At 70.2% G+C, this 13185-nt stretch carries 11 protein-coding genes; 4 read left to right on the forward strand and 7 right to left on the reverse strand.

All coding sequences use genetic code 11. From position 1 onward, the window contains the following. Window positions 1-79: 79 nt before the first annotated feature. The gene (locus OEB96_RS16745) at window positions 80-1582 is read right to left on the reverse strand and encodes an OmpP1/FadL family transporter (protein WP_266216941.1); all 1503 of its coding nucleotides are present in this window, start codon (window positions 1580-1582) and stop codon (window positions 80-82) included. Window positions 1583-1793: 211 nt separating this feature from the next. On the opposite strand from OEB96_RS16745, the gene OEB96_RS16750 reads away from it, so the two are divergent. Further along, the gene (locus OEB96_RS16750) at window positions 1794-2849 is read left to right on the forward strand and encodes a hypothetical protein (RefSeq protein WP_266216942.1); all 1056 of its coding nucleotides are present in this window, start codon (window positions 1794-1796) and stop codon (window positions 2847-2849) included. A 61-nt stretch (window positions 2850-2910) separates the two neighbouring features. Continuing rightward, window positions 2911-3897, forward strand: coding sequence for a hypothetical protein (locus OEB96_RS16755; RefSeq protein ID WP_266216943.1), 987 nt, complete (start codon window positions 2911-2913; stop codon window positions 3895-3897). A gap of 123 nt (window positions 3898-4020) precedes the next feature. Here OEB96_RS16755 and OEB96_RS16760 read toward each other — a convergent pair whose 3' ends face one another. The 4 genes from OEB96_RS16760 to OEB96_RS16775 all read right to left on the reverse strand — a co-directional run bounded on the left by OEB96_RS16760 (window position 4021) and on the right by OEB96_RS16775 (window position 8000). Then, window positions 4021-5070: a coiled-coil domain-containing protein gene (locus OEB96_RS16760; RefSeq protein ID WP_266216944.1), complete on the reverse strand. Its 1050-nt coding sequence runs from the start codon at window positions 5068-5070 to the stop codon at window positions 4021-4023. 37 nt (window positions 5071-5107) lie between these two features. Next, complete coding sequence (locus OEB96_RS16765; RefSeq protein ID WP_266216945.1) at window positions 5108-6085, reverse strand: coiled-coil domain-containing protein; 978 nt, start codon at window positions 6083-6085, stop codon at window positions 5108-5110. Window positions 6086-6517: 432 nt separating this feature from the next. Continuing rightward, window positions 6518-7468, reverse strand: coding sequence for a PLP-dependent cysteine synthase family protein (locus tag OEB96_RS16770; protein ID WP_266216946.1), 951 nt, complete (start codon window positions 7466-7468; stop codon window positions 6518-6520). Between the two features lie 142 nt (window positions 7469-7610). Continuing rightward, the gene (locus OEB96_RS16775) at window positions 7611-8000 is read right to left on the reverse strand and encodes a DoxX family protein (RefSeq protein WP_266216947.1); all 390 of its coding nucleotides are present in this window, start codon (window positions 7998-8000) and stop codon (window positions 7611-7613) included. Between the two features lie 95 nt (window positions 8001-8095). Here OEB96_RS16775 and OEB96_RS16780 point away from each other — a divergent pair, with 95 nt between their 5' ends. Beyond that, the gene (locus OEB96_RS16780; protein ID WP_266216948.1) at window positions 8096-9061 is read left to right on the forward strand and encodes a LysR family transcriptional regulator; all 966 of its coding nucleotides are present in this window, start codon (window positions 8096-8098) and stop codon (window positions 9059-9061) included. 22 nt (window positions 9062-9083) lie between these two features. Here the strand turns inward: OEB96_RS16780 and OEB96_RS16785 are convergent, their stop codons facing one another. Further along, window positions 9084-10136, reverse strand: coding sequence for a hypothetical protein (locus tag OEB96_RS16785; RefSeq protein WP_266216949.1), 1053 nt, complete (start codon window positions 10134-10136; stop codon window positions 9084-9086). Window positions 10137-10216: 80 nt separating this feature from the next. Next, window positions 10217-11152 (reverse strand): exopolyphosphatase, encoded by a 936-nt coding sequence (locus tag OEB96_RS16790; protein WP_266216950.1) that lies wholly within the window; start codon window positions 11150-11152, stop codon window positions 10217-10219. A 161-nt stretch (window positions 11153-11313) separates the two neighbouring features. Between OEB96_RS16790 and OEB96_RS16795 the strand changes: the two genes are divergently transcribed. Further along, a complete protein-coding gene (locus OEB96_RS16795) occupies window positions 11314-13185 on the forward strand; it encodes a hypothetical protein (RefSeq protein WP_266216951.1) in 1872 nt (623 codons plus the stop codon).

Here is a 13185-nt window from a genome sequence, read left to right on the forward strand (position 1 = left end):
CGATGCGGTCGTGCGTGCGGGTGCGCGTCGCTTCGATGCAGGCGTGCGTGCGCTCGCGCGGCCGCACGCCCTGGGCGGGCTACTCGAAGATGTCGTCGTCGCCCGGCTCCACCTCGCTACCCTGGGCGGGGTCGAAGGTGCTGACATCGGGCGCGGTGGGCGGATTCGCAGGCGCGTCGCTTCCGGGCCGGTGCCCCCGGCTGCGGCGCTTGCCCAGCAGCTCGGCGAAGCGCAGCTCGATCCCCACGTTGAGGATCTCGTAGCGGGAGGAGAACCGCCCCGCATTGGCCGGGACGCCCGACAGCCCGTCACAGTCGTCCGGGCACGGCCGGATCGGTCGCTGCTGGAGCACCTTGCCGTAGAGCTCGGTGACCTCGCGCGACTGCTGGAACACGTGCAGGAAGCCCACCGTCCCGTAGATCCCGCGACCACCCGCGGTCAGCCCCGCGCCCACGCCACCGCGCATGAACGAGGGGAAGTCCAGGTGCGAGTAGTTCTTGGGCGTGGCGCCGCTCTCCCAGTAGCCGCCCGCGCGCAGCGTGAGGTGCTTGGGGATCACGTGGACGTCACCGCCCAGGCGCACCGAGACCGTGTCCTTCCAGTGCTTGGCGAGGTGAAGGTCCTCGACTTCCTGGCCCGAGATCCGTCCTTCGACCTGTACGTCGTAGGCATCGATCACCGACCAGTTCTCCCACTGGGCCATCAGCTCGAGGTCGAACCACTCGCGGCCCTTGGTCTCGTGGATGTAGCGCACGCCACCGCGGACATAGGCCGGCAGGGTCAGCGGCAAGGTCACGCGGATGTCGTCGGTGACCAGGGTGGGCTTGTCCACCTCCATCGTGCCCTCGGCCTTCAGGAACACCGGGACCACGCGGCTGGCCAGGCCCAGCTCCACGCGGCGATGAGGGCGGTACCAGAGGCCCACGATCGCGGTGCCCGAGGTGCGGTCCTTCAGCTTCAGGGTGCTGGTGAGCTGGGTGCTGTTCTCGTCGGGAACGGGGCTCAGATTGGAGGTGAAGCCGCTGTCGATCACCAGCCCGTAGTCGAGCGCGATGAGGTCCACGTACTGCGCGGTGATCCCCACGCCGAACACGTCGCGCAGCTTCCACGCCGCCGACAGCGAGTAGTTGGCCATCAGCACGTTCATGTCGGTCAGCATGAACGACTGCGGACCATACGCAGGATACTCGAGCCGGCCCACCGCGTGCGGGCCGTACACGCCCGCGCCGAAGGTCCAGTTCTCGAGCCCGAAGTCGGTGGAGAGCGCCGCGAACAGCCCCAGCGGGAACAGGGAGCGGTCGCTCCTCACCTCCTCGAAGGTGGTGCCTGCGTCCGCTCCCCATCCGTCCGACAGCGGTGCCCGGGCAAAGCGAGTGTCGTGCCAGATGAGGCTGTGGTTGTAGAGGAAGTGGGTCCCGCGGAGCTTGGCGAGGGCGCCGGGGTTGTAGTGGATCGCGGTGGGATCGCTGACCCCCACCACATTGGCGCCGCCGCGGCCCAGGGCACGGGCGCCGGCGTCGGGGATCTCGAAGCCACCGGCTGCGGCGATGGTGGGCACGAGCGCTGCGGCGAGCCCCGACATCAGCATCGCGGAGAAGGCGAGGGTCGACGCGTGGCGGCGAGCGGGAGCGTTGGCACGTCGTGCCCGACGGCTCGCGGTCGTTGCCGGCGCCACTGCGGCCATGGAGCATGGACGATGGATGGGATGGCCCGTGGCGAGGTTCGACACGAGGGCATTGATGCATGGGCGAGCACGAGAGAGCAAGGGTGTTGGTGAGAACTACGCTGCGAGCATGGTGAAGCGATCATCAACCGTCGGCGCGTGGACGTTGGGGGTGCTGAGCTCGGTGGCCTGCGGAGACGATGTCGAGCCGAACGTCTTGCCCACCACGACGTCCGAGGGCAACGCCGCAGGCTCCACGGCCGCGGCCACGACGGCCGCGGTCACGACGGCCACGGCCACGACGACCACGGCGGCCACCGATGGTGGTCCGGTGCCCGACGTCACGGCGGGCACCACCGCGGGGGATCCCGCCGTGATGCTGCCCGCGACCTACCGCTTCGACTGCCTCGACGTGATCGAGCTGGGCGACAGCGACGGTGACGGCCAGGCGGATGGCAATGCGTTCCAGGCGGTGCTGCTCGAGGACACCTGGATGGACGACATCGCCGGGCTTCGCCTCAACGTGCTGCTCACGGTGCAGTCGCGCGACGAGGCTGGTGGCAGCGCCGAGCTGCGCGTCGGCTCGGGCGTGGGCAGCAGCGAGACCGACCTGTGCGTCGAGCCCTCGAGCGCCTCCGAGATCCGGTCGGCTGCCTTCGATGCCGAGCACGCGCAGTGGCAGCCGTCCAACGCGGCTGGGGTCTGCGCCGAGCCGGCCGCGGCGGGAGGAGTCTTCGGCGGCACGTACACCCTCTCGCTGGGGCCCTCGGACACGATCTACATCTACGCCGAGGAGGACGACGGGACCGCGCTCAATTGTGTTCCGGGTGGGGTCCCGGGTGGGGTGCCGGGCGAGGCCCCCAATGCCGTGCCGCTGCGTGCGATCCAGGCCACGATCACGGTCGACGGCGGCCCGGACGAGGCGATCGCGGCGGGCCGGCTCACCGGGTGCTTGCTGGCCTCCGAGGCCGAGGATCTGTGCTCGTGCCTCGGTGACTGTCAGGGCTCCGCGTTCCCTCCGTGTGCCGGGTGCCCGGACGGGTCGGTGCCATTGTCGGATCTCCTCGGTACGATCGGTCCGACCAACGAGTGCACCGCGACCATGGGCGCGACCGCCTACGGGTTGACGGTGGGCTTCACGGCTCACCGTCTCGGGGTCGACGAGCCCGTGCTCTGCGGCGGCTAGGTACGGCACCCCGGTGGGCCATCGACCGGCCGCGAGGCCCCCGTGGTACGCTCCTCCCGCAATGGCTTCGAGGCGGCGTTCGTGGGGCTTGGTGTGCGGTCTGGGGCTCGTGTGCCTCTCGGCGTGTCCCGACCCGGAGGATCCACCCAACGTGCTGCCGTCCGCCGATGGAAGCGGCAGCAGCGGCGATGCGACCGGCGAGCCCAGCACGGGAGAGCCCGACACCAACGTGGAGACCTCGGCCGACACCACCGAGGGCACCGCGTTGATGTTCCCCGTGACCTACCGCTTCGACTGCATCGACGTGATGGCGATGGGCGACAGCAACGGCGACGGGCAGGCCGACGGCGACGCGATCCAGGCCACGCTGCTGGAGAACACCTGGACGTCCGACATCGACGGTCACAAGCTCAACATCATGCTCACGGTCGCCTCGCGCGACGACGTCGCGGGCATGGCCGAGCTGCTCATCGGCTCGGGCATCGGCACCAGCAACGATGATCTCTGCGCCGAGCCGACCACGGCCTCCGATCCCAAGCCGGCCATGTTCGCGGCCGGCGAGGCGCAGTGGCAGGTGAGCGGAGCCTCGGACGCATGTGCCGAGCCGGCGGCCGGGGGGGCCACGGCCGGCGGGACCTACACGTTCGTGCTGCCCCCGTCGGACACGATCTACATCTACGCCGAGGACGACGACGGCACCGTCTTCAACTGCGTGCCCGGAGGAGAGGCGCCCAACGCAGTGCCCCTGCATGCGATCGAGGCCACCGTGACCGTCAACGAGTCCGAGCAGATCTCTGCGGGGGTGCTCACCGGGTGCCTGGTGGAGTCCGAGGCGCAGAACCTGTGCTCGTGTCTGGGTCAGTGCTCGGGCTCGGCCAACCCCGACTGCGGCGGGTGCCCCAACGGCTCCATTCCACTCGCGCAGCTGCTCGGCGGCGTGAGCCCCACCGATCGCTGCACCGGGATCATGGGAGAGACCGCCTTCGACATGACGGTCGGGTTCACCACGCGGCGGATCGGGGTCGACGATCCGATGGTCTGCGGGTAGGTGAGGGATACTTGACTCCATCGTTGACGCGGATCGTCGACGAGAACAACGCGGCGAGCCGCGGGTCGGGGCAGCCTCCTGCTGCCCGCGACCCGCGGCCCTTCGGACCAGCCCCTGCCAGGGCTACTTGCTCTTGGGCGAGTTCTTGGCCTGCTCGAGCGCGATCTCCTTGATGGCCTCGAAGCTCGAGGCATTGGAGGCGCCGTCGATGGCCTTCATCGCCAGCTCGGTGGTCTGCTTGCGGGCACCCTCGAGCTGACGCGACAGCTCGGCGATCTGGGCCTCCTGCTTGGCGATGGTCTGCTCGAGCGAGTCCACCTTGAGCTCGAGCACCCGCCGAGCACCCTCGTGGTCCTTGGTGAGCAGGTCGGACTGCGCCTTGGTCTGGCGCCGTGCGATGGCCATGCCCTCGGCCTCGGCCTTCTTGGCCGCGGTGTCGCGCTCGCTGGTCCACGTCTCGTCCTTGGCGCGCAGCTCGGCGTACTCCTGCTCGCGCTTGGCGAGCTGCTGCTCGCGTGCCTTCCACTCGGAGGCCTTGCGCTCGCGCAGCTCCGAGAGCTCCTGCTCGAACTGCTTGCGCGCCTGCTCCTGCTCGTCGGTGTGCTGCTCCTTGGCGCGAGCCAGCCCGTAGTCGTACTCGGCGAGGTCGCGCTTGCGGGCCTTCTCGAGCTCGCGGGCGGTCTCCTTGGCCTTGCGCGCCTGGGCGTCCTGCTCGGCCTTCCACTCGGCCCGCGCCGCCATGAGCTCCTTGTCGGTCGCGTCCTTGCGCTCGGTGAGCTCCTTGTCGGTCGCGTCCTTGCGCTCGGTGTAGCGTGCGACCAGCTCCGCGAGCGTGTCGTCGCCGACATCGATCCCGTGCAGGGCCTGCAGCTCGCTGGTGACGGCGCTGGCACGGTCGCGCAGGGAGGTGAGCGTGGTGGCCTCGGCGGTCAGGTTGCCCTGCAAGGCGCTGGCCGACTCGCCGATGTTGGTGGTCAGGCCGCGCAGCCGAGTGATGATGTCGGCGATCGACAGCTCACCTCCGGCCGGCGCCTCGCCGGGAGCCGGGGGCAACGCCTTCATGGGCTTGGGATCCGCGCTCTGCTGGGCGCGGAGCGCCTTGAGCTCCCGCATGGCGGAGTTGTAGGCCGAGAGGATCTCCGTCTTGGTGCTCTTGTTGGTGACGGTCTTCATGATCGTGTTCTCCGAGGTGGCAGGGGCTAGGGATGGCTCAGGCGTTGTGGTGGAAGGCTTGCGATGCGAGGTCTTGCGACTTGGCGATGGTGGAGTCGAGCTTGGAGGACAGCTCGGTGATGAGGCTCGCCTGTCGTGCGATCCGCTCCTCGAGGGTCTGGACCTTGAGCTCGAAGACCTTGATGTCGCTCTCGTGCTGCTTCACCAGCAGCTCTTGCTCGTGCTTGGCGTCGCGGTGGACCGAGGCGATCGCCTTCTCGCGCGCGTCCTTGGCCGCCTTGTCGAGCGCCTCGGCGAAGCCGGCCACCTTCGTGCGCAGCTCCTCGATGCGGCCGGCATCGTCGCTCAGTACCTTGTCGCGCGCGGCCCAGTCCTTGGTCTTGCTGGCCTCCTGCTCGGCGAGCTCGCGCTCCACCTCGCGGCGCTGCACGGCGCGCTGGTCGGCCTGCACCTGGGCGAGCCGGTTGTGCTCGTAGCCTCGCTCTTCCTCGGCCAGCTTGCGCTGCTTGGCCAGCTGCTCGGCCTGCTCCTCGTTGGCGCGCTGGGCCTCCTCTTCCTGCTTCTTCCAGCCCTCGCGGGTGGCGGCCGTCTCGTCGCTCAGGGCCTTGCGGGACTGAGCCACGCGCTCGTCGAGCTCGGCCAGCGAGCGGCCGTGGTCCTGCTCGAGCAGCGCGAGGGCCTCGGCCGCGACCACGGTTCCCTGGAGCTGCTCGAGGCGGGCCCGCTCGACCTCGATGGCCCGACGCAGCTGCCCCAGCTTGCTCGTCTCGGCATCGAGCTGCCCCGCGATCTCGTCGACCGCCCGCCCGAAGCCCAGCTGCAGCTTGGCCAGATCGTTGACGATGCTCTCGACGGTGTAGGCCGCGGCCTTCTGCACCAGCTCACGATGCTTGCGCTGCTCGGCCTCCTCGGCCTTGGTGGCGATCTGCGAGGCGCGGGCCTGCTGGCGACGCAGCAGCGCGTCGAACTCTCGCTGGATGTCTTGACGGGTCTTGGGCTCTTGCAGGGTGGTCATGGTTCCTCTTGGCAGTACGGCAGGGGTTGGGCCCGTGACGAAGGCGCACGGGTCCGAGTGCGATCGGGATCGCGAAGGAGATCGAAGGTCGATGGACCAACTGGTGGCCGCGTGCGGCGTCACCACGCGTCGCAGGAGGTCATGGCCGACGTCGTGGCACGACGGTCGCGGCCATGGCATGGCACGGACGGATGCGAGGCGGTGAGCGGCCCCGGTCGGTGGCCGGTCGGCGGCGGGTCGGCGGGGGCCGGCCCGTCGGGAACGAATGCAGGATGACCGACGATCGGGGGGGCGGCCAGGCGCCACGGCGGGGCTGGCGACGTATTCTGTCAGGAGGGGGCGAGGCCGCTCATCGGCGCTCTGGGGCCCCCGTGGGGCGCATCATGGGGGCCGCAGGCCGTCCGAGAGCGCGTTCGCGGCCGCGCACGGCTGTCAGCAGGCGGGCTGGCCCCACGCCTGCATCCACGGCTGCGCCCGATAGCGGTCCCACGAGTCGGGCAGCACGGTGACGACCGGTCCGTCGAGGCCTCCGCGGGCCGCCAGTCGCAACGCGGCCACCACGTTGGTGCCCGCCGAGCCGCCGACCAGCAGGCCCTCCTCGCGGACGAGACGACGGGCCATGGCGAAGCTCTCTTCGTCGGTCACGCGCATGGCCTCGTCCACCACCTGGCGATCGAGGTTCTCGGGGACGGTGGAGCCTCCGATCCCTTCGACCTGGTAGCTGCCATCGAGCCCGAGACGACCGGTCTCGATCCAGTCCGCGAGGGCCGAGCCCACCGGGTCGGCGAGCACGACCCGTGCATGGGGGACCTTGGCGCGAAGGCATCGGCCCACGCCGGTGAGCGTGCCGCCCGTGCCCACGCCGGCCACGAACGCGCCGATCCGGCCAAGCGTTTGCTCGACGATCTCCGGGCCGGTGGTCTGCTCGTGGACGAGCGCGTTGGCGGGGTTGCGGAACTGATCGGTATTGAACCAACCGTGCTGCTCCGCCATGCGCTCGGCCACGTTGCGAAAGTTGTCGGGGCTGGTGGGGGGAGCGTTGGGCACCACCTCCACGCGAGCGCCCAGCGAGCGCAGCACGGTGCGCTTGTCGACCGACATCTTCTCGGGCATCACGCATACCAGCCGGTAGCCACGCACGGCCGCCACCAGGGCCAGGCCCACTCCGGTGTTGCCCGCGGTGGCCTCCACCAGCGTGTCGCCCGGGTGCAGCACATCGCGAGCCTCCGCGTCATCGACGATGGCCAGCGCGATGCGATCCTTGACCGAGCCACCTGGGTTCATGTGCTCGCACTTGACGAGCACTGGCACGGGCAGGCCGGCCGCGATCTGCCGAAGTGGCACCAGCGGGGTGCGGCCGATGTTCGCGAGGAGGTCTGGCACGGTGGGGTCCCAGCCTAGCTTGTTTTCGCGCGGAGGAGGGTGAGACCCCGGCGGTGGTGACCGGGAGCGTGACGCTGGAGGGACCCGGCTGGAGCGTGGCGGGGAGCTTTGCGGCGACGTACTGCCCGGATCTGAACGAGTACTACATTTGTGAACGAGGGGTGCTCGCGAGCATCCGATCTGCCGGCCGCAGCGCCCACGAGGCCGCCACGAGCCCGAGCAGCACCAACGGCGCCACGAGCTGACCGACCGCATCGCCCACCGCGAGGTGCGAGACCATGGCGCCGGTCAGATCGAACACCATCCCCGCGTACGCCCACTCCTTGAGCCGGGGCATTCGAGGCACGACGATCGCGATCGCGCCCAAGAGCTTCCACACCCCGAGCAGCAGCGGGACGTAGGCCCCGTACCCGAGGTGCGCGAACATGGCGACGACCTCCGGCGAAGCGCTCAGGTCGAACAGGCCCCCCGCGGCGAAGGCGAGGGCGAGGAGGCCGGTGGCGGCCCAGTAGGCGAGCTTGCGGTGCTTCATGATGGCATCTTCCGTTGGATGGCCCTACTCTGGTCGCGTCGGGCACTTGGAACAATGCATCGACAATTGCCATCTGTTGCTCGAAAATGATCCAAATGGCGGATCCCATCGAGACGAGCGAGCTGCTGGCGTTCGTGCGGGCCGTGGAGGTCGGGTCGCTGTCGCGAGCGGCGGCCGAGCTGGGGGTGCCGCGGGCGACGGTCAGCCGCCGTCTCCAGCGCCTCGAGCAGCGGCTGGCGACCCGCCTGCTCCGTCGCACCACGCGGAGCCTCGCGCTCACGCCCCCGGGCGAGACGTTCTATCGCCACGCCCGCCTCGTGCTCGACGCGGTCGAGGGCGCGGAGGCCAGCGTACGCCATGCGGGCGGACCGATCTCCGGTGACCTGCGCGTGTCGGTGCCACCGATGCTCGAAGCGGGGTTCTTCGCGATGCTCGTCGAGTTCGCCAGGGCCCACCCCGCGGTGCGCTTGCAGGTGCACTTCTCGAGCCGCCACGTCGACCTGCGACGCGACGGCTACGACGTCGCGATACGGGCGAGCACGACGCTCGAGCCGGGCTTGGTGGCGCGCACGCTGGGGCGCATGCCGCTGGTCGCGGTGGCCTCGCCCGACTACCTCGCCGAGCACGGCACCCCACGCCGGCGTCAGGATCTCGCCAGGCACCGCTGCCTGCTCGGCTTTGCCCGGGGCGAGCTGCCGCAGTCCCACTGGCCGATCGGAGGGGCCCAGGTCCACGTCGAGGGCTCGTTCTTCACCAACGAGGTCACCCTGCTCGCCGATGCGGCCGTGCGCGGCCTCGGCATCGCGCTCGTGCCTCGGATCCTGGTCGAGTCGCAGCTCGCCCGTGGCGCGCTCGTGCAGGTGCTCCCGGGGGTGCTCGAAGGCGAGAGCCGGATCTCCGTCGTCTACCCCGAGCGCGAGCTGGTACCTCCGCAGGTCCGTGCCTTCGTCGACACCGTGGTTGCCTGGGCGCCCAGCCACCCGTCCCTGTCGCCGGCCAAGCCGACCAGGGCCCGGCCGGCGAGGTCCCCCAGGGAGCCGCGCAGGAGGCGGGCGACGTAGGGCCAATGCTCTCGCGCTGCCATCACCCCCACGGCCGGCGCAGCAGCACGCCGGCCCCGAGCATGATGGTGGCGGCGATTGGCCCGTTGCCCAGCATCACGTTCATGTCGATGCGGAGCTCGAGCCCGATCCGCTCGCGCAGCAGGATCGAGACCGGCCCCGCGAGCCGAAGGTGAGGACGCACGGTACCGTTGCGATCGAACAGCACGCCGAAGCCCGGGACCAGCAGGTCGAGCATGGAGAACGCACGCAGGCGGTTGGGGCCGGAGCGGTCCTCCTCCTTGGGCGCATAGACGGTGCGCCCGACCAGATCGAGGCCCACGCCGAACAGGGGCGAGCCCATCGCGTGGATCAGGGTGAAGTCGAGGTCGGCGCCGAATTGGTTGCCGAGCCAGGCGGCCCCGACGAGCCGCTGCTTGGCCGGGATCTCGAGCTGGTAGCGCACGCCGGCCGTGACGATGCCACCGACGGCGAAGTACTCGTCGTCGGCGTCGTCGAATGCCACCCCGAGCAAGGGCACGCCGGTGCTCTCGAACGACCATCCAGCGGGGGCGATCCACGATGGTGGCCGCGCGGGAGGCCGAGGTTTGGGAGTGGTGGCGATCGATGGGGGGGCGGGCGGAGGCTGGGGTACGGGCAACGGCTCGAGCGGAGGCTCGGGCTCGAGCGGAGGCTCGGGCTCGAGCGGAGGCTCGGGCTCTCGATGCCGACGCACCGCGTCGACCAGGGGCCGCAGCTCGGGCTCGCGCTCGAGCCTCGCGAGCAAGACTTCGTCGACCACGCTCAACGCGGGAAGCTTGGCGACCTCTCGAGCCAGATCGTACTGCGTGCCGAATCCGAACGGGCACGCGGGGACCTGACACGCGCGCACGGCCACGATCGCACCGCAGCGGTCGTCGGAACCGCAGACGTCGGTGCCTTCCAGCAGCTCGGGTGACCAGGCGGTACTCCCCGAGAGCAAGACCACCGGCGTGTCGGGCCCGGCCCCGCGGAGCCGGCCGGCGCGCGGTGGATCCTCGGGCACGGTGCCCAGCAGGGCCAGCGAGATGGCCACGGAACCAAGCCCCCCGTTCATCGGTGCTCCCGTCCTCCGCGCTGCACGACCCGAGGATACGCCGAGCCTTTCGGACCGGCGATGCCCAACGACGACTGCGCTCAGCCGTCGGCGGTGATCCGCCCGATGAGCTGCTGCAGCACCGCTTCGGCCCGGTCGTTGTCCACCTGGCACGTGCCGGCCGCCTCGTGCCCGCCGCCGCCGTACTCGAGGCACAGCTTGCCCACGTGGGTCTTGGACGAGCGGTCGAGGATCGACTTGCCGATCGCGAACACGGTGTTCTGCCGCTGCCGCCCCCACATCACGTGCATCGAGATGTTGGTCTCGGGGAACAGGGCGTAGATCATGAAGCGGTTGCCGGCCCAGATGCTCTCTTCCTCGCGCAGGTCGAGCACCGCGAGCCCTTGGTGCACGGTGGTGCAGCGGATCAGCTGCTCGTGCTGCTTGGGCGCGTGCGCCCGGTAGAGCTCGACGCGCTCCTTGACGTCGGGCAGCTCGAGGATCTCCTCGACGGAGTGATCGCGACAGTAGTCGATGAGCTCCATCATCAGGTGGTAGTTGCTGATGCGAAAGTCGCGGAAGCGCCCGAGGCCCGTGCGAGCGTCCATGAGGTAGTTCAGCAGGATCCAGCCGGTGGGCTCGAGGATCTCCTCCTTGGACAGCCGCGCCGCGTCGCACTTGTCGACCGCGACCATCATGTCGTCGGAGACGCGGGGGAACTTCTGCTTGCCGCCGTAGTGGTCGTAGACCACCCGCGCGGCGCTCAGGGCGTGCTCGTCGATGATGTGGTTGGCCCGCTTGCCGCTCGCGCGCTCGACCTCGCTGGCGTGATGGTCGAAGCAAAGACCGATGCCCTCGACGTAGGGCAGGTTGGTGCTGATGTCCCGCTCGGTGACCTCGATCTTGCCGTCCTGCATGTCCTTGGGGTGGACGAAGAGGATCTCGCTGGGGTCGATGAGGTCGAGCTCCTTGAGCAGGACCGCACAGACGAGGCCATCGAAGTCGCTACGGGTGATCAGCCGGTGCTTGCTCGTCACGCAGGTGAGCATAGAGGACGCCCGGGGTTTTGGGGCGCGTCAAGGCGCTCGGACCGAGGATTCCGAGCGTCGACGCGTCGTCGCGGGCACGCGCTCTGCGCAATTGTGCGCTGGTGCCTTGGTCAGTCGAGCGCCTGGGATACTCTGCGCTCGCGAGTGGCATGTCCGTTCGGTCCAGAGCCGATCGCCGCAAGGGCCCGCCTTCGTCCTCGATCCGCGAGGACCAGCGCGAGCGGCTGGCCACGTGCGAGGTGTCCCCGTGGACGCCGGACGACGCCATGGTCGATGACGACCACGCAGCCGTGCTGGTGCGTCTGTTCGAGGTGACGGGGGAGCGCGGCTTGCCTCTGCCGGGCGGGTTCACCCTCGACCCCGGTGCACTCGAGGTGCTTACGCTCCCGACTCCGCTCTTCGATTGGCAGCGACCGCTGGCGTATCATCCCCTGTTCGGGCTCCTCGTCGGCCACTCGTCGGGGCAGGCAGCGCTGTGGTCGATGGCGCCGGCCTGGCACACCTGGACCACGCGCGAGCCGACGCTGTCCCAGACCCTGCGTCATGCGGCACGCAGCTGGCCCGAGCTGCTCGACCTCGCGCTCGGTCTGGGAGACGCCCTCGGCCGCGCATACGTGCTCTGGATCCGCCTCGGCGAGGCCCGCCCGCTGGGCGAGCTCGACGCGACCCGCTGGCACCTGCATCGCCATGCCCTCGAGGCGCAGCGCGCTGACCACTGGCGGCGTCTGGCTCGGGCGCTGGCGATCGCGAACCCGCACGAGGTCGGTGTGGTGGCCTCGCGCGACGAGACCACGCTCGCCATGGCGTTCGGAGCGGAGGCGCTGGTCGCCTCCGATGATCCCGATGCCATCGAGCGGGCGCTTCGATGCACGTCGGCAGCGGCCGAGCTGGCCGCGCCGCACGCCTTCGGTGAGCGTCGCGGGCACGGGCTCTCGCCATCGCCGGCGCACGGGCTGTGCTATGCGCTGCCCGACCACGAGGGGGACGGCACCAGGGTGGTGGCGCAGCGCGAAGGTACGGCCTTCGTGTGGAGCTTCGACCATCGGGGGCAGGCCTCGCAGAGGCTCGTCGTCGAGGCGGGGCACAGTCCCGGCGGCTGCGTCCCTCGCCTCGATGGCGCCTCGCCGCGCCTTCGTCGTGCGCTCGCCCGCATCGGCGCCTTCACGGCGCCCTCGCTGCGCTCGGTCGAGGGCGTGCAGGAGTGGCTGGAAGCGCGGCGCAGCGCGGACGCGTGGCGGGTGCTCACCGACGTAGAGGCGCAGGTCGGTGGCCTCGTCCTCGGACCTTCGTGGGGCCTGACGAGCCCGGACCGGCTGGGGCCGTATCTCGTGCTTCGCGACCGACGGACCCTCGAAGCGATGGGCCTGAACGCCCCCCTCGATGCGGATCCCGACCACGATGACGCGCCGCCGGCCGACCTCGTCGCGCATCCCTGGCCGTTCGTGTGTCGGCGCGGAATCCTCCTGGCCGTGATCGGTCATGCCAACCCGCGGATCGAGTCTGCGTACTGCGTCGACGCGGACGGCACGGTGTACTTCCTGGACCACGAATTCGACGACCTGCGAGTGCTCGCCGTCGATGCCAGGACCATGCTCGAGAAGACCGCGCTGTTCACCGAGCTGCGGGCGGAGGGGCTCGGGCCGATGATGCACGCGGCGCTCGCGGTGACGCTCGACGTCGGAGAGGCGCTGCCTGCGGCGCTGGGCTTGTTGCGCGTGGAGGAAGCGAGCGATCGAGTCAGCTCCACGTGGGTCACCGAGGACGCGATGATGCTGGTCCACCACGCGCACCGGATCCGGCCGGCGGCGACCGAGCTGTTCATTATGGCGCCCGACCGTGCCGTCGCGCTCGCCCGTGGCCTTCGGGCGGCGCTGCCTCCCGACGCGCCGATCCGCGTGCGCTACAACGATGCCAACCCCGCCAGCCTCGCGCGCAAGCGGGCGCTGCTCGGAAGCCGCATCGATGGGCTCGACTGGACGCCCGACCATCGCTGGGGGCGGTGGGAAGCCGACCCTCCCTGA

Origin of the sequence: Paraliomyxa miuraensis (genome assembly GCF_026337845.1) — a bacterium.
In the GTDB taxonomy this organism is placed as follows: Bacteria; Myxococcota_A; Polyangia; order Nannocystales; family Nannocystaceae; genus Paraliomyxa; species Paraliomyxa miuraensis.